We start from the raw sequence: 15,963 nt of genomic DNA on the forward strand, positions 1-15,963 counted from the left end.
AGGCTGGGCTTCAGACGACCGGCTTGGTCGCGTCCTTGGCTTCGTCCTTTTCCGCTTCCTCGGCCTCGGTATCCGCCGGGGTTTCGGTTGCGCTGGTGGTCTCTTCCGGGGTCGCCTGCTCAGCCGGGGCTTCCTCGCGGGCGGGTTCCGCTACGAGTTCGGCCGGGGCTTCCACGCTCTGCTCGACGGCGTCTTCCGCCTTCGGCTCGGTGGCAACCGCTTCCTCTTCCACGCCGGCGAGGGCATGGGCGGCAACGGAGACAGGCTCGGCGGCGGCTACGGCGTCAACGGCCTTGGCGGCGGCTTCCTCGGCTTCCTTGGCCAGTCGCTTGGCTTCGAGCTGACGGCGACGCACTTCGCGGGGGTCGTTAGGGGCACGGCCGGTCGCGGTACGACCTTGAGTTGCGTCCTCGACGGAGGCGGCTTTCACTTCCACGGAAGTCTCTGCAGCGATCTCCTCCTGTGCCGGGGCACTGGTTTCGGCAACGACTTCCTGCTCCACCGGAGCAGCCTCGGCTGCCGGAGTCTCGACAGTCGGCGACTCAACGGCCGAACTTTCGCTGGCCGGGGCCTCGATGACGGTCGGTGCTTCCTGGGCGGCCGGAACGGCCTCTTCCGCCTGGGCGACCATGACGGTTTCAACGACCGCTTCCGCAGAGGCTGCCTCCGCTTCGGCGAAGCCTTCGACCTGGACGGGCTCCTCGCGGGTCGTGGCTTCGGCGACCACTTCGCTGGCGGCAACCGCTACGGCGGCCACGGCAGCGGCCTGGGCAGCCTCGGCCGGTACGGCTTCGCCGTCCTGGTCTTCGGTCACTTCGTCGCCGTTGGCTTCACGCTGGCGCTCGCGACGGTTACTGCGGCGACGCTGGCCACGGGAACGACGGCGGGGGCGTTCGCCGTCGGCGCCCTCCTGGTCGTCGTCCTGCAGCAGTTCTTCGTTGCTCAGCAGTTCTTCATCAGTGGCCTCGGCCTGCGCCTGGGTGGCCTGCTCGGTGCGCTGTTGACGCTCTTCTCGCGGCTGGCGCTCTTCGCGGGCGGGGCGTTCACCACGCTCACGGCGGTTTTCCTGGCCTTCGCGCGCTTCGCGGGGCTGACGCTCCTCACGGGGTTGGCGCTCTTCGCGGGGCTGACGCTCCTCACGGGGCTGGCGCTCTTCGCGGGGCTGACGTTCCTCGCGCGGTTGACGCTCTTCGCGGGGCTGACGTTCATCGCGCGGTTGGCGCTCCTCACGGGGCTGACGTTCCTCGCGCGGCTGACGCTCTTCGCGAGCCGGACGCTCGCCACGCTCGCGACGGTTTTCCTGGCCTTCGCGAGCTTCGCGGGGTTGGCGCTCTTCACGCGGCTTGCGATCGTCATCACGGCGGCTTTCACGACCTTCACGGCCATCACGGCGACGGTTCTGCTGGCGGCCATTGCGACGCTCTTCGCCTCGCGGCTGGCGTTCAGCGACCGGCTTCTCGGCTTCGACCTTGGGTTCTTCCTTGCCGGCGAACAGGCCTACCAGCGACTTCACCAGGCCCTTGAACAGGCTGGGTTCCGGAGCCGGGGCGGCGGGGGCGGGCGGCGGCGCAACCGGGGTCGGCGCCGGCGCGGGGCGCTCGGGCGAGACGGTCTTCACCGCCGCTTCCTGGCGAACCAGGGTGCGGGTGGAGGCGACAGGCTGATGCTCCTCGACTTCCGCCGGCGTCATCTCGTAGCTGGACTGGCTGTTCTGCACTTCCGGGCTGTCGTCGCGCAGGCGCTGGACTTCGAAGTGCGGGGTTTCCAGATGGTCGTTCGGCAGGATGACGATACGGCTGCGGGTGCGCAGCTCGATCTTGGTGATGCTGTTGCGCTTCTCGTTGAGCAGGAACGCGGCAACGGGGATCGGCACCTGGGCACGAACCTCGGCGGTGCGGTCCTTCAGGGCTTCTTCCTCGATCAGGCGCAGGATGGCCAGCGAGAGGGATTCCACGTCACGGATGATGCCCTGGCCGTCGCAACGGGGGCAGACGATGCCGCTGGTCTCGCCCAGGGATGGGCGCAGGCGCTGGCGCGACATTTCCAGCAGGCCGAAGCGGGAGATGCGGCCGATCTGTACACGGGCGCGGTCGGCTTCCAGGGCCTCGCGGACCTTCTCCTCCACGGCGCGCTGGTTCTTGGCCGGCGTCATGTCGATGAAGTCGATGACGATCAGGCCGCCGATGTCACGCAGGCGCAGCTGGCGGGCGATTTCCTCGGCCGCTTCCAGGTTGGTCTGCAGGGCGGTTTCCTCGATGTCGCCGCCTTTGGTCGCACGGGCCGAGTTGATGTCGATGGACACCAGCGCTTCGGTCGGGTCGATGACGATGGAACCGCCGGAAGGCAGCTTCACTTCGCGCTGGAAGGCGGTTTCGATCTGGCTCTCGATCTGGAAGCGGTTGAACAGCGGAACGCTGTCCTGATAGAGCTTGATCTTGCTCTGGTACTGCGGCATCACCTGGCGAATGAAGCTCAGGGCCTCTTCGTGGGCCTCGACGCTGTCCACCAGTACTTCGCCGATGTCCTGGCGCAGGTAGTCGCGGATGGCGCGGATGATGACGTTGCTTTCCTGATAGATCAGGAAGGGGGCACCGCGCTCGCCGGAGGCTTCCTTGATGGCGCTCCAGAGTTGCAGCAGGTAATCCAGGTCCCACTGCAGCTCTTCGCTGGAGCGGCCAAGGCCGGCGGTGCGCACGATCAGGCCCATGTCGGCCGGCGCGTTCAGGCCGTTCAGCGCTTCGCGGAGCTCGTTGCGCTCTTCACCTTCGATGCGGCGGGAGATGCCACCGGCGCGAGGGTTGTTGGGCATCAGCACCAGGTAGCGGCCGGCGAGGCTGATGAAAGTGGTCAGGGCTGCGCCCTTGTTGCCACGTTCTTCTTTCTCGACCTGGACGATGACTTCCTGGCCTTCGCTGAGCACTTCCTTGATGTTGACCCGGCCTTCCGGGTTCTTCTTGAAGTACTCGCGGGAGATTTCCTTGAGGGGGAGGAAACCATGGCGCTCTGCGCCGAAATCTACGAAGGCGGCTTCGAGGCTGGGCTCGATGCGGGTAATGCGGCCTTTGTAGATGTTGGCCTTCTTCTGCTCGCGGGCACCCGATTCGATGTCCAGGTCGTACAGGCGTTGGCCGTCCACCAGGGCAACACGCAACTCTTCGGGCTGAGTTGCGTTAATCAGCATTCTTTTCATGTGGTACCAATGGGTTTCCGGGCTGCCGGAAACGGCGATTGGCGCACACGACTCTCACGGTCGGTGTCAGGTGCGTGCAGGGTTGGCGAACCGACCCTGTGTCCAGCGAATACCGACCAATGGGGTCGGAATCGCGACTACATCTCCTGCTTGCTGTGTCGTGACAGAAGCACTTGGTCAGGAGGAGGAATCAACGGTCGGCAGCGGACGAAATGAAGCGTCTTGACACTACGCAGTCCGACGGTTGTGCATCTCCACCCTACACTTGTCCCTTGAAAATCGGGTGCCGCTCGCTGAATCCGTAGCGGGTTGCATTTACCGCGTTCTCCCGTTGGAAGGGCGATCGCGCGTCATGTCTCAAGGCTTGATCACAGAAAATTCGCGGTCATTGCGGCGAATTTTCTGTCGGACGGCCTGACGTCCTGAAAGGGTTGCAGCGGTTGGGGGGTGGCAGTGTTGGCGAACACCCCGAAACCAGGCCGCTTTTGGCGGCGTTCGCGACTATAGCAGTAATCATTAAGTGCTTCAAATCCATAAAAAATTGTTATGATGCGCGCCATGACTACTCCTTCCTCCCCAGCCTCCGGCGTCCAGCTGCTCGAGGTTGCGCCGGAATATGCCGGCCAGCGCATTGATAATTTCCTACGTACCCAGTTGAAAGGTGCGCCCAAGACCTTGATTTATCGCATCCTTCGTAAGGGGGAGGTGCGTGTGAACAAGGGGCGTATCAAGCCGGAGTACAAGCTTCAGGCCGGCGATATCGTCCGTGTCCCTCCGTTGCGGCTGGCTGAGCCCAATGAGCCGGCACCTGTCGCCCAGGGGCTGCTCGAGCGGCTGGAGGCGGCCATCGTCTACGAAGACAAGGCTCTTATCGTGCTGAACAAGCCGGCGGGTATCGCTGTGCATGGTGGCAGTGGCCTGAGCTTCGGGGTGATAGAGGCCTTTCGTCAGTTGCGCCCGGACGCGAAGGATCTCGAACTGGTGCATCGTCTTGATCGTGATACGTCCGGGCTGCTGATGATCGCCAAGAAGCGCAGCATGCTGCGCCACCTTCATGCAGCGCTTCGGGGTGATGGTGTCGACAAGCGTTACCTGGCGCTGGTGCGTGGTAGCTGGCCGACCTCGAAGAAGAAGGTCAGTGCGCCCTTGCTGAAGAACAACCTGCGTTCCGGTGAGCGGATGGTGGAGGTGAATCCGGAAGGCAAGGAAGCGCTGACCGAGTTTCGCGTCGTGCGTCGCTTCGGTGAGTTCGCCACGCTGGTGGAGGCCAGCCCCATCACCGGGCGTACCCATCAGATCAGGGTCCATGCCAAGCATGCGGGGCATTCCATCGCGGGTGACCCCAAGTACGGCGATGAGGATTTCACTCGCGAGATACGCGAACTGGGCGGCAAGCGCCTGTTTCTGCATGCCCACTCGCTGGTCATCAGTTTGCCGGAGGGCGGTGAGCTGAAGGTGGAGGCGCCGGTGGATGAGATGTGGCAGGCCACCCTGGAGCGTCTCGGTGCGTGACTATCGACTGCTGATCTTCGATTGGGATGGCACCTTGGTGGATTCCATCGGGCGCATCGTCGAGTCCATGCGTGTGGCGGCGGAGGCGGGTGGGCTGCCCTGGAGGGATGATGCGGCCATCAAGGGCATCATCGGATTGGGGCTTCCCGAGGCTATCGCCACGCTATATCCGGAGATCGAGGATGTGCGTGGTATCGAGATCTTCCGACGTCGCTATGGTGAGCATTACAGTGCGCTGGAGTCGCGCCCTTCGCCTTTGTTCGAGGGTGTTGCCGAAAGCCTCGAGGCATTTCGATCGCAGGGTTACCAGTTGGCGGTGGCCACCGGCAAGAGTCGGCGCGGTCTCGATCATGTGTTGGCCGGGCGGGGTTGGCTGGATTATTTCGAGGCCACCCGCTGCGCCGACGAGACGGCGAGCAAGCCGGACCCGCGCATGCTGCACGAGATCCTTGTGCACTGTCGCGTCGCGCCGGACCAGGCCTTGATGGTGGGGGACTCCGCCTTCGATTTGCGTATGGCGCATCGTGCCCGGATGACATCCGTGGCGGTGGGTTATGGTGCGCTGCCGTTGTCCGAGTTGCTCAAGGAGTCGCCGTCGCTGGCGATCGAACGTTTCGAGGAGCTGCGTCACTGGTTGGATGGTGATCGGAGCCGGCAGGTATTGGAGGTGGAGCGCTATGTCTGACGAGTGGAAAGAGCCGGTTGTCGACAAATCCGAGCAGAAAAGCTGGAAGTTGCTGGAGCGGGCGGTGCTGGCGGGAGTTCAGGAGCAGCGTCGAGCCCGTCGCTGGGGCATCTTCTTCAAGTTGCTGACTTTCCTTTATCTGTTCATCGCGTTGTTGCTGCTATCGCCGGCGCTGGATCTGCAGAAGACCGCGGCGCGAGGCGAAGTTCATACCGCCCTGGTGGAGGTGCGCGGCATGATCGCCGACGAGGAGGCGGCGAGTGCTGACAATATCGTCACGGCGTTGCGGGCTGCATTCGAGGACTCCAAGACCAAGGGGGTGGTGCTCCGTATCAATAGCCCTGGCGGCAGCCCTGTGCAGTCGGGCTACATCTATGACGAGATCCGTCGTTTGCGGGATGAGCACAAGGACATCAAGGTCTATGCGGTCATCGCGGACCTCGGGGCGTCCGGTGCCTACTACATCGCCAGCGCCGCTGACGAGATCTACGCCGACAAGGCGAGTCTGGTGGGGTCCATTGGTGTCACGGCTGCCAGCTTCGGTTTCGTCGATGCCATGGGCAAGCTGGGCGTGGAGCGTCGCGTCTACACCTCTGGGGAGCACAAGGCCTTCCTTGATCCATTCCAACCGCAGAAGCCGGAGGAGACCGAATTCTGGCGGGGGGTGTTGAAGACGACCCATCAGCAGTTCATCGAAAGCGTGAAGAAGGGGCGCGGCGATCGCCTCAAGGTGGGCGAGCACCCGGAGCTTTTCAGTGGGCTGGTCTGGTCTGGCGAGCAGGCGCTGGAACTGGGGTTGGTGGATAAGCTCGGCAGTGCCAGCTTCGTTGCGCGTGAGGTGATCGGGGCCAAGGATATAGTCGACTATACCGTGCAGGAGTCCCCCTTCGATCGCTTCTCCAAGAAGTTCGGCACCGCGGTCGCCGAGCGTCTGGCGCTGTGGATGGGCTTCCAGGGACCGTCTCTGCGCTGAGCGGTCCTGCGGTGTTGAAAGGCCCGGCGAACTGTCGGGCCTTCTTCTATATGGGGTCAGGGAATCTGGATGCCCTGATTCAGCAGCATGTCCACAAGGCGAATCAGGGGCAGGCCGATCAGGCTGGTGGCGTCGCTGCCCTCCGTGGCGCGAAACAGGCTGACACCCAGGCCTTCGGCCTTGAAGCTGCCGGCGCAGTCGTAGGGTTGTTCGGCTTTCAGGTAGCGGGCGATCTGGGGCTCGTCGAGGTCGCGGAAGTGCACGGTGAAGGGGATGCAATCCACCTGATACTGGTCGCTGGCGCTGTCCAGTAGTGCGAGTCCGGTGAGGAAGCTGACGCTGGCGCCGCTGGCTGCCAGCAGTTGCTCCTTGGCGCGCTCGAAGTCGTGCGGCTTTCCGAGAATTCGCTCGCCCAGTACGGCGACCTGGTCCGAGCCGATGATCAGGTTGTTGGGGTAGTGCTCCGCCAGTGCGCGGGCCTTCTCCAGAGCCAGTCGGCGGACAAGCTGCTCCGCGGGCTCTCCGGGCAATCGGCTTTCGTCGATGGATGGCGCCGCCCAGCAGAAAGGCAGGCGCAGGCGCTCGAGCAGTTCGCGGCGATAGGGTGAGCTGGAAGCGAGCACCAGGGGGCGCATGGTGGTCTCCGGTAAGCGGTGTCGGGGGCAAAATTCTATAGAGGCTTTTCCGCAGTGGACAGGGTGGAAATTCCTTTGACAGCGAGGGGGCTCGTCCCTAGAATGCTGCGCCTATGTTGAATGGGCCGATTCCACCTCATGTTGATCCGCGCAAGTTGGCGGACCGCGAAGTCACTCTAGAGGGTGATATCGCGCTCGCCAGTCTGGAGCGGCTTTGCGACCCCCTTGCGGACAATGCGGGCACGATTCATGCGAGCCTGGCGTTTGGCCGTGACGAGCGTCGAGCTGTCGTCATCCATAGTCGGATCGACGTCGAGGTCAAGATGGTTTGCCAGCGTTGTCTAGAGCTGGTCGCCCTGAACATCCACAGCGAATGTGATTACGCAGTGGTGAAGGAAGGGGCTGACAGTCAGTCGCTGCCGAAGGGCTATGACGTGCTGGAAGTGGGAGAAGATCCTCTGGATCTGATGACTCTGGTCGAGGATGAGTTGCTGCTCGCCCTCCCCATAGTTCCGGCCCATGACCCTGAAGATTGCCAGCAGCCGGCGGGTCTTGAAGAGCCCGAGCCGAGCGAGAACGAGGTTTCGCGGTCCAACCCGTTCAGCGTACTGGCGCAGTTAAAGCGTGACCCAAACGTTTAGGAGTTAATTGATTATGGCTGTTCAGCAGAACAAAAAATCCCGCTCGGCACGCGACATGCGCCGTTCCCACGACGCCCTCGATGCCAATGCGCTGTCCGTAGAGAAGAGCACCGGTGAAGTTCACCTGCGCCACCACGTTTCCCCGGACGGTTTCTACCGTGGTCGCAAAGTGATCGACAAGGGCGCTGCCGAGTAATCCTTGGCCGCCTCGATCATCGCGATTGATGCAATGGGCGGGGACTTCGGTCCCCGCTGCATTGTTCCAGCCAGCATCGCCTGTCTGTCAGAATTTCCTTCGCTTCACCTGGTCCTCGTCGGCCAAGCCCCCCTTCTCGAAGAATTGATTGCCCCTGTGCCTGCGGCGGATCGCCGACGCCTGCAGATCGAGCATGCCAGCGAAGTCATCGCAATGGATGAGCGCCCCGCCCAGGCCTTGCGCGGAAAGCCGGACGCTTCCATGCGTGTCGCCCTCGATCTTGTTCGCAATGGTCGTGCGCAGGCTTGCGTCAGCGCCGGCAATACGGGGGCGCTGATGGCCTTGTCCCGCTATGTGCTCAAGACCTTGCCCGGCATCGATCGTCCGGCGATGGTGAGTGCCATCCCTACCGAGCGTGGGCATTGCCATCTGCTCGATCTGGGGGCCAATGTCGATTGTAGTGCCGAGCATCTCTATCAGTTCGCGGTCATGGGGGCGGTGGCTGCGGAGGCTCTGGGTGTCGATCAGCCTCGTGTGGCGCTGCTCAACGTGGGCACCGAGGACATCAAGGGTAATCAGCAGGTCAAGCTCGCCTCGAGTCTTCTGCAGCGGGCCGAAGGCCTGAACTACATCGGTTACATAGAAGGTGACGGCCTCTACCGGGGCGAAGCGGACGTGGTTGTTTGCGACGGGTTCGTCGGCAATATCCTGCTGAAATCCAGCGAGGGTCTGGCGTCGATGATCTCTTCCCGCATGGAGGCGCTGTTCTCCGAAAGCCTGGGCTCTCGGGTGGTGGGGGCGCTTGCGCTGCCGCTGCTTCGCCGTCTGCGCACCGAGCTGGCGCCGGCGCGCCATAACGGAGCGAGTTTTCTCGGCTTGCAGGGGATTGTCATCAAGAGCCATGGTTCTGCCGGCTCCGAGGGCTTCCAGAGTGCCATTCGTCGAGCCGTGATAGAGGTTCGCGAGAATCTGCCGCAACGTCTCCATGGCCGCCTGGAACATCTGTTGCTTTAGGATGTGACCGTTATCCTCAGCCTGTCATCCAACTGTCAGTTTCGTGCGCTTGGCTATGCCGGGCGTCAATCTCCCTATACCGCCAGATAAGGGACCTCACTCAATGTCCGAATCCCTCGCTTTCGTATTCCCCGGTCAGGGTTCCCAGTCTCTGGGCATGCTGGCCGAGCAGGGGGGCCAGCATAAGCTGGTCCTGGATACCTTCGCCGAAGCCTCCGAGGCTCTCGGCTACGACCTCTGGGCGCTGACCCAGCAAGGTCCGGAAGAGCAGCTCAACCAGACCGACAAGACCCAGCCCGCCATTCTCGCCGCGTCCATTGCGCTGTGGCGCCTTTGGCTCTCCGAGGGTGGTGCGCGTCCCGCCTATGTCGCCGGCCATAGCCTGGGTGAATACTCCGCCCTGGTGGCGGCAGGCTGCCTGGGGTTTTCCGATGCGGTGAAACTGGTGGAGCGTCGTGGTCAACTGATGCAGCAGGCCGTACCGGCCGGGCAGGGCGGCATGGCCGCCATCCTGGGGCTGGATGACGCCGATGTGCTGGCCGCTTGCGCCGAAGCTGCACAGGGAGACGTGGTCAGTGCCGTGAACTTCAACGCGCCCGGCCAGGTGGTGATCGCGGGCGCGGCTGCCGCTGTCGAGCGCGCCATCGAGGCCTGCAAGGCCCGTGGTGCCAAGCGCGCGATGCCGCTGCCTGTAAGCGTGCCATCCCACTGCGCGCTGATGAAGCCGGCTGCCGAGCGTTTCGCCGAATCCGTCGAGGCCCTGGCCTGGCAGGCGCCTGCGATTCCCCTGGTGCAGAATGTCAGCGCCGCCATCGTGGCTGACCTGGCAGAGCTGAAGCGTGACCTGCTGGCGCAGCTGTACAGCCCGGTTCGCTGGGTCGAGTCCATGGTCAATCTGTCCGAGCGCGGTGTTACCGACCTGGTGGAGTGCGGTCCGGGCAAGGTTCTGTCCGGTCTCAACAAGCGTTGTGTGAAGGGTGTGAACACCCACAACCTGGATACCCCTGATGCTTTCGCAGCCGCCCGTGCTGCGCTGGCCTGAACAAGGAGAAGACCTATGAGTCTGCAAGGTAAGGTGGCACTGGTCACCGGCGCGAGCCGCGGCATCGGCCAGGCAATCGCCCTCGAACTGGGTCGTCAGGGTGCCGTCGTGATCGGCACTGCGACCTCCGGCTCCGGTGCCGAGCGCATCGCCGAGTACCTCAAGGAGAACGGCATCGAAGGTGCCGGCCTGGTGCTCGATGTGAGCAGCGACGAGTCCGTGGCCAGCACTCTGGAGCACATCCAGCAGCACCTGGGCCAGCCGCTGATCGTGGTAAACAACGCCGGCATCACCCGCGACAACCTCATGCTGCGCATGAAGGACGATGAGTGGTTCGACGTCATCAATACCAACCTCAACAGCCTGTACCGTTTGTCCAAGGCCGTGCTGCGTGGCATGACCAAGGCGCGCTGGGGTCGCATCATCAATATCGGTTCCGTGGTGGGTGCCATGGGTAACGCCGGGCAGACCAATTACGCCGCTGCGAAGGCTGGCCTGGAAGGCTTCACCCGCGCGCTGGCTCGCGAAGTGGGCTCCCGTGCCATCACCGTCAATGCCGTGGCCCCTGGTTTCATCGACACCGACATGACCCGCGAACTGCCGGAATCCCAGCGCGACGCATTGCTGACCCAGATCCCGTTGGGCCGCCTGGGCCAGGCCGAAGAGATCGCCAAGGTGGTGGGTTTCCTCGCCTCCGACGGCGCTGCCTACGTCACCGGCGCCACCGTGCCGGTCAACGGTGGCATGTACATGAGCTGAATGTGACGAATCCCTTCAGGAAGCTGTCATATGGGCTGTCTAGAATTCGCTATAGCAGTGCAGCCGGGTTATAGACATTTCGTTGCGGCGATTCGGAAGGGGTTCAGGCGTTCTGCTTGAAATGCGGAAAACCCTTTCTATACACTGCAGCCCCAGCTGCACGGATTTTTCCATAGGAGTGAAAACAAGGTATGAGCACCATCGAAGAACGCGTCAAGAAAATCGTCGCCGAGCAACTGGGCGTCAAAGAAGAGGAAGTCACCAACAGCGCTTCCTTCGTTGAAGACCTGGGCGCCGACTCCCTTGACACCGTTGAGCTGGTGATGGCTCTGGAAGAGGAATTCGAGACCGAAATCCCGGACGAGCAAGCCGAGAAGATCACCACCGTTCAGGAAGCCATCGATTACATCAACGCCAACGCGCAGTGATGTAATCGTCGGTTACCCGACGTGGAAAAGCCGCACGACCCAGATGGGCGTGCGGCTTTTCTTTAGGCATTCTGTCGATGTTCGGCAGGGCGCCACCCCGAACCAACCGCCGTGTAGAGATTGAAAGAAGGAGATCGCTGTGTCGCGTAGACGCGTCGTGGTCACTGGCCTTGGCATGCTGTCGCCGCTGGGTACCGATGTATCGAGCACCTGGCAGGGAGTTCTGGCTGGCCGCAGTGGCATTGGCCTGATCGAACATATGGACTTGTCCGCCTATTCCACCCGCTTCGGGGGTTCGGTCAGGGGGTTCAATGTCGAGGAGTACCTGTCGGCCAAGGAGGCGCGGAAGCTCGACCTCTTCATTCAGTACGGCCTTGCCGCCAGCTTCCAGGCGGTACGTGATTCGGGTCTTGAGGTCACCGATGCCAATCGCGAGCGCATCGGTGTCGCCATGGGCTCCGGCATAGGCGGCCTGACCAATATCGAGAACAACTGCAAGTCCCTGCATGAGCAGGGGCCCCGCCGGATTTCGCCGTTCTTCGTGCCCGGCTCGATCATCAACATGGTTTCCGGCTTCCTGTCGATCCACCTGGGAATCCAGGGGCCGAACTACGCCATCGCCACCGCCTGCACCACCGGCACGCACTGCATCGGCATGGCGGCGCGCAACATCGCCTATGGCGAAGCGGACGTGATGGTGGCCGGCGGCTCTGAAATGGCTGCCTGTGGACTTGGCCTGGGCGGCTTCGGTGCCGCGCGCGCGCTGTCCACCCGCAACGACGATCCGACCCGCGCCAGTCGTCCCTGGGACAAGGGGCGCGACGGCTTCGTGCTCTCCGACGGTGCCGGTGCCCTGGTCCTCGAGGAGCTCGAGCACGCCAAGGCTCGTGGCGCCACCATCTACGCCGAGATCATAGGGTTCGGCATGAGCGGCGATGCGTATCACATGACGTCACCGCCGGACGATGGCGCCGGTGCCGCGCGCTGCATGCGCAACGCCCTGCGGGACGCTGGTCTGAACCCCGACCAGGTTCAGTACGTCAACGCCCACGGCACGTCCACCCCGGCGGGTGACCTGGCGGAAGCCATGGCCCTCAAGTCGGTGTTCGGCGACCATGCCTACCAGTTCGCCGTGAGCTCGACCAAGTCCATGACCGGCCACCTCCTGGGAGCTGCCGGCGCCGTGGAGGCCATCTTCAGCGTACTCGCCCTGCGCGACCAGGTGGCTCCACCCACCATCAACCTGGACGAGCCGGACGAAGGCTGCGACCTGGACTTCGTTCCTCACGAGGCGCGCGCCATGCCCATTGATGTGGTCCTGTCCAACTCCTTCGGTTTCGGTGGCACCAACGGTTCACTGGTGTTCCGTCGGTTCCAGGGCTGATGCAGAGCTGGGTCGACGGTCATCCGGCCGAGGCGCTGTCCATTCGGGATCGCGGCCTGGCCTACGGCGACGGTCTGTTCGAGACCATCGCGGTTCGTGGCGGTCGGCCCCCGCTCCTGGAGTATCACCTGGCGAGGTTGGCCGAGGGCTGTCGTCGCCTGGCGATTCCCCTCGACCTGCCCTTGATGCGTACCGAGTTGCTGGCCTTTTCGGCTGGCCTGGGGGAGGGCGTAACCAAGTTGATGGTGACCCGCGGCGAGGGCTTGCGGGGCTATGCACCGCCCCCTGTCGCTCTACCCCGGAGGATCCTCCAGGGGGCTCCCTTCCCGACTTATGCCCAGGCCAATGCCGAGCAGGGCGTGCAGCTGTTCCCCTGTACCACCCGTCTGGCCGAACAGCCGTTGCTGGCCGGACTCAAGCACCTGAACCGCCTGGAGCAGGTCATCGCCCGCGCCGAGTGGCAAGGCAGCGAGTTCGCCGAGGGCCTGATGCGCGACCAGGCCGGGCGCGTCATCGAAGGGGTGTTCAGCAACCTGTTCGTGGTGATCGATGGCGTGTTGGTCACGGCTGATCTGTCCCGTTGCGGCGTGGCCGGCGTCATGCGAGCCGCCCTGCTGGACGTGGCGCGGGCCGAGGGCATCAAGGCCGATGTGCGTGACCTGCCGTACGATACCTTCCTTGCGGCGGATGAGGTTTTCCTCTGCAACAGCCTTTTCGGCATCTGGCCCGTGCGTTCTGTAACAGGGCATCACTGGTCGGTCGGGCCGCTGACCCGTAAACTTCAGGCTATCGCCCGCGATCTACTGGACATCTGATTCGTGATACGCAAATTCCTGCTGATGCTGGAGGCAGGCCTGCTTCTGGCCGGCCTGCTGATCGCTTTTGCCGGCTGGCAGCAGCGCATCACCCTCGAGCAGCCCCTCGATATCTCCTCCGAGCGCATGCTGGATGTTCCGGCAGGTGCCACTCCCGGCGGGCTGCTCAATCGCCTCGAAGCCGAAGGTGTCCTGAATAATGCCTTCTGGCTTCGCCAGTACTGGCGATTCAACCTGGCCGGCGCCGCGCTGCACAGTGGTGAGTACCGGCTGACGCCTGGCATGACGGCAGCCGACCTGCTGCAGCTCTGGCAGCGTGGTGAGGTGGTGCAATACAGCCTGACCCTGGTGGAAGGCTGGAATTTCCGTCAGGTGCGCGCAGCCCTGGCGAAGCAGGTCAAGCTGGAGCAGACCCTCGCCGATCTCAGCGATGACGATCTCATGGCGCGCCTTGGGCGGCCCGGAGAGAATCCCGAAGGGCGCTTCTTCCCTGACACCTATCGCTACGTGCGGGGCATGAGCGACCTCGACCTGTTGAAGCAGGCGCGGGATCGCCTGGACCAGGTGCTGGCGGAGGAGTGGGAGAAACGCGCCGACAAGCTGCCCTACACCGATCCTTACCAGGCGTTGATCATGGCCTCCCTGGTGGAAAAGGAGACCGGCGTGCCCGAGGAGCGTCAGCAGATCGCGGGCGTGTTCGTGAGGCGCCTGCGCACGGGCATGCTGCTCCAGACCGATCCCACGGTGATCTATGGCCTGGGCCAGCGTTACAACGGCAATCTGACGCGCAATCACCTGCGGGAGCCGACCCCCTACAACACCTACGTGATCAGCGGCCTGCCCCCCACTCCCATCGCCCTGGCGGGCCGCGAAGCGATCCATGCCGCGCTGCACCCGGCCGATGGCAGAACCCTGTATTTCGTCGCCCGCGGCGACGGCAGCCATGTATTCTCCGAGACCTTGGGCGAGCACAACCAGGCAGTCCGCGACTATCAGTTGAAGCGCCGCGCCGGCTACCGCTCGAGCCCACCTCCCGTAACGAATAAGGACACCCAGTGAGCGGTCTGTTCATCACCCTGGAAGGCCCTGAGGGCGCCGGCAAGAGTACCAATCGCGAGTACCTCGCCGAGCGAATGAAACGTCAGGGCATCGAAGTCGTGCTGACCCGAGAGCCGGGCGGAACGCCGCTGGCCGAGCGCATCCGCGAGCTCCTGCTGGCACCCAGTGACGAGGTCATGGGCGCCAATACCGAGTTGCTGCTGGTCTTCGCCGCCCGCGCCCAGCATCTGGAGGGTGTCATCAAGCCGGCCCTGGCCCGGGGCGCGGTGGTTCTCTGCGATCGCTTCACCGATGCCACCTATGCCTACCAGGGGGGTGGCCGTGGCCTGCCCGAGGCGCGAATCGCGCTACTGGAGAACTTCGTCCAGGGGGAGCTTCGGCCCGACCTGACCCTGGTCTTCGACCTGCCCGTGGAGATCGGGCTTGCCCGTGCCGCAGCGCGAGGGCGACTGGATCGTTTCGAACAGGAACAGCGTGGCTTCTTCGAGGCCGTGCGTCAGGCCTATCTGGATCGGGCCGCCGCTGCGCCTGAGCGCTACCGGGTGATCGACGCCGCTGTGCCGCTGGCCGAGGTCCAGGCGCGCCTGGATCGACTGTTGCCCGAACTCCTGGAGCGGTGCCATGGCTGATGCCTATCCTTGGCAGGATGCACTCTGGCAGCAACTGGCGGGGCGCCCTCGCCACGCCCATGCGTATCTGCTGCACGGTCCCGTGGGGATCGGCAAGCGAGCCTTGGCCGATCGTCTGATGGCGCGACTGTTGTGCCAGGGGCCGCAGGGCAGTGAGGCGTGCGGCCAATGCAAGGCCTGCCAGCTGTTGGCGGCCGGCACCCACCCGGACGCCTTCGTGCTGGAGCCCGAGGAGGCGGACAAGGCGATTCGTGTCGATCAGGTGCGTGAACTGGTGGAGTTCGTGGTGCAGACCGCCCAGTTGGGCGGTCGCAAGGTGATCTTGCTGGAGCCTGCGGAGGCGATGAACCTGAACGCCTCCAATGCCTTGCTGAAAAGCCTTGAAGAACCGTCCGGCGATACTGTGCTCCTGCTTATCAGCCATCAACCCAGCCGGCTCCTGCCCACCATCAAGAGTCGCTGCGTGCAGCAGGCCTGCCCGCTTCCCAGCCAGGCGCAGAGCCTGGCGTGGCTGAGTGCCGCCTTGCCGCAGGCGAACCCCGGCGAGCTGAGCGAATTGCTGGCCCTTGCCGGCGGTTCGCCGCTCTTGGCGGTGCGTCTGGAAGGGCAGGGCGTACGTGCCCAGCGCGCCGAAGTCGTGGAAGGCGTCAAGAAGCTGCTGAAGCAGCAGGCAGGCGCCAGCCAACTGGCCGAGGGCTGGAACGGCGTGCCCCTGAACCTGTTGTTCGACTGGTTCTGCGACTGGGCACAACTGATGCTGCGCTACCAGCTCACCCGTGACGAATCGGGCCTCGGCCTGGGCGATATGCGCAAGGTGGTGCAGTACCTCGCGGACAAGGCTCCGCAGCACAAGGTGCTGGCCATTCAGGAGTGGTTGCTGCAACAGCGGCAGAAAGTGCTGAGCAAGGCCAACCTCAACCGTGTCCTGCTTCTCGAAGCCCTTCTGGTGCGGTGGGCAAGCCTGCCCGGGCCGGGCTAGAATCCCAGGCTGAGCCAGCTTG

General features: G+C 63.8%; 17 protein-coding genes. 14 read left to right on the forward strand and 3 right to left on the reverse strand.

Annotated elements, in window-relative coordinates:
* Nucleotides 1-10 precede the first annotated feature (10 nt).
* Together rne and KF707C_RS29030 are read right to left on the reverse strand one after the other, a co-directional pair.
* Nucleotides 11-3,190, reverse strand: coding sequence for a ribonuclease E (gene rne, locus KF707C_RS09550; RefSeq protein ID WP_051050793.1), 3,180 nt, complete (start codon nt 3,188-3,190; stop codon nt 11-13).
* Nucleotides 3,191-3,558: 368 nt separating this feature from the next.
* Nucleotides 3,559-3,750 (reverse strand): hypothetical protein, encoded by a 192-nt coding sequence (locus tag KF707C_RS29030; RefSeq protein ID WP_088191752.1) that lies wholly within the window; start codon nt 3,748-3,750, stop codon nt 3,559-3,561.
* Between KF707C_RS29030 and rluC the strand changes: the two genes are divergently transcribed.
* Genes rluC through sppA form a run of 3 tightly spaced genes read left to right on the forward strand, consistent with a single transcriptional unit; the run spans nt 3,749 to nt 6,360 of the window.
* Nucleotides 3,749-4,702: a 23S rRNA pseudouridine(955/2504/2580) synthase RluC gene (gene rluC / locus KF707C_RS09555; RefSeq protein ID WP_036994234.1), complete on the forward strand. Its 954-nt coding sequence runs from the start codon at nt 3,749-3,751 to the stop codon at nt 4,700-4,702. The two genes, KF707C_RS29030 and rluC, sit on opposite strands and share 2 nt — an antisense overlap.
* Nucleotides 4,695-5,387: an HAD-IA family hydrolase gene (locus tag KF707C_RS09560; RefSeq protein ID WP_004422306.1), complete on the forward strand. Its 693-nt coding sequence runs from the start codon at nt 4,695-4,697 to the stop codon at nt 5,385-5,387. The genes rluC and KF707C_RS09560 overlap by 8 nt, the downstream gene beginning before the upstream one ends.
* Nucleotides 5,380-6,360 carry a signal peptide peptidase SppA gene (gene sppA, locus KF707C_RS09565; protein WP_004422307.1) on the forward strand — a complete coding sequence of 327 codons (981 nt, stop codon included), beginning with the start codon at nt 5,380-5,382 and terminating at the stop codon, nt 6,358-6,360. Before KF707C_RS09560 ends, sppA begins: the two co-directional genes overlap by 8 nt.
* Nucleotides 6,361-6,416: 56 nt before the next feature.
* On the opposite strand, the gene KF707C_RS09570 is transcribed toward sppA, so the two are convergent.
* Nucleotides 6,417-6,995: a Maf family protein gene (locus KF707C_RS09570; RefSeq protein WP_004422308.1), complete on the reverse strand. Its 579-nt coding sequence runs from the start codon at nt 6,993-6,995 to the stop codon at nt 6,417-6,419.
* A gap of 113 nt (nt 6,996-7,108) precedes the next feature.
* Between KF707C_RS09570 and KF707C_RS09575 the strand changes: the two genes are divergently transcribed.
* The 11 genes from KF707C_RS09575 to KF707C_RS09625 all read left to right on the forward strand — a co-directional run bounded on the left by KF707C_RS09575 (nt 7,109) and on the right by KF707C_RS09625 (nt 15,941).
* Nucleotides 7,109-7,636 carry a YceD family protein gene (locus KF707C_RS09575; RefSeq protein WP_036994121.1) on the forward strand — a complete coding sequence of 176 codons (528 nt, stop codon included), beginning with the start codon at nt 7,109-7,111 and terminating at the stop codon, nt 7,634-7,636.
* 13 nt (nt 7,637-7,649) lie between these two features.
* Entirely contained in the window at nt 7,650-7,832 is a 183-nt protein-coding gene (gene rpmF, locus KF707C_RS09580) for a 50S ribosomal protein L32 (RefSeq protein ID WP_004422311.1), read from the forward strand.
* A gap of 3 nt (nt 7,833-7,835) precedes the next feature.
* Nucleotides 7,836-8,846, forward strand: a complete 1,011-nt coding sequence (gene plsX / locus KF707C_RS09585; RefSeq protein ID WP_081608139.1) for a phosphate acyltransferase PlsX — start codon at nt 7,836-7,838, stop codon at nt 8,844-8,846.
* A gap of 103 nt (nt 8,847-8,949) precedes the next feature.
* A complete protein-coding gene (gene fabD / locus KF707C_RS09590; RefSeq protein ID WP_004422315.1) occupies nt 8,950-9,888 on the forward strand; it encodes an ACP S-malonyltransferase in 939 nt (312 codons plus the stop codon).
* A gap of 15 nt (nt 9,889-9,903) precedes the next feature.
* Nucleotides 9,904-10,647 carry a 3-oxoacyl-ACP reductase FabG gene (fabG, locus tag KF707C_RS09595; protein WP_004422317.1) on the forward strand — a complete coding sequence of 248 codons (744 nt, stop codon included), beginning with the start codon at nt 9,904-9,906 and terminating at the stop codon, nt 10,645-10,647.
* Nucleotides 10,648-10,838: 191 nt separating this feature from the next.
* Nucleotides 10,839-11,075 carry an acyl carrier protein gene (gene acpP, locus KF707C_RS09600; protein WP_004422318.1) on the forward strand — a complete coding sequence of 79 codons (237 nt, stop codon included), beginning with the start codon at nt 10,839-10,841 and terminating at the stop codon, nt 11,073-11,075.
* A 139-nt stretch (nt 11,076-11,214) separates the two neighbouring features.
* A complete protein-coding gene (fabF, locus tag KF707C_RS09605; RefSeq protein ID WP_036994129.1) occupies nt 11,215-12,459 on the forward strand; it encodes a beta-ketoacyl-ACP synthase II in 1,245 nt (414 codons plus the stop codon).
* Nucleotides 12,459-13,274: an aminodeoxychorismate lyase gene (gene pabC / locus KF707C_RS09610; protein WP_004422320.1), complete on the forward strand. Its 816-nt coding sequence runs from the start codon at nt 12,459-12,461 to the stop codon at nt 13,272-13,274. The genes fabF and pabC overlap by 1 nt, the downstream gene beginning before the upstream one ends.
* Nucleotides 13,275-13,277: 3 nt before the next feature.
* On the forward strand, nt 13,278-14,333 hold the full coding sequence (gene mltG / locus KF707C_RS09615; RefSeq protein ID WP_004422321.1) for an endolytic transglycosylase MltG: 1,056 nt from the start codon (nt 13,278-13,280) through the stop codon (nt 14,331-14,333).
* Nucleotides 14,330-14,962, forward strand: coding sequence for a dTMP kinase (gene tmk / locus KF707C_RS09620; protein WP_004422322.1), 633 nt, complete (start codon nt 14,330-14,332; stop codon nt 14,960-14,962). The genes mltG and tmk overlap by 4 nt, the downstream gene beginning before the upstream one ends.
* The gene (locus KF707C_RS09625; protein WP_004422323.1) at nt 14,955-15,941 is read left to right on the forward strand and encodes a DNA polymerase III subunit delta'; all 987 of its coding nucleotides are present in this window, start codon (nt 14,955-14,957) and stop codon (nt 15,939-15,941) included. Before tmk ends, KF707C_RS09625 begins: the two co-directional genes overlap by 8 nt.
* Nucleotides 15,942-15,963: the final 22 nt, after the last annotated feature.

Origin of the sequence: Pseudomonas furukawaii (assembly GCF_002355475.1) — a bacterium.
GTDB lineage: Bacteria > Pseudomonadota > Gammaproteobacteria > Pseudomonadales > Pseudomonadaceae > Metapseudomonas > Metapseudomonas furukawaii.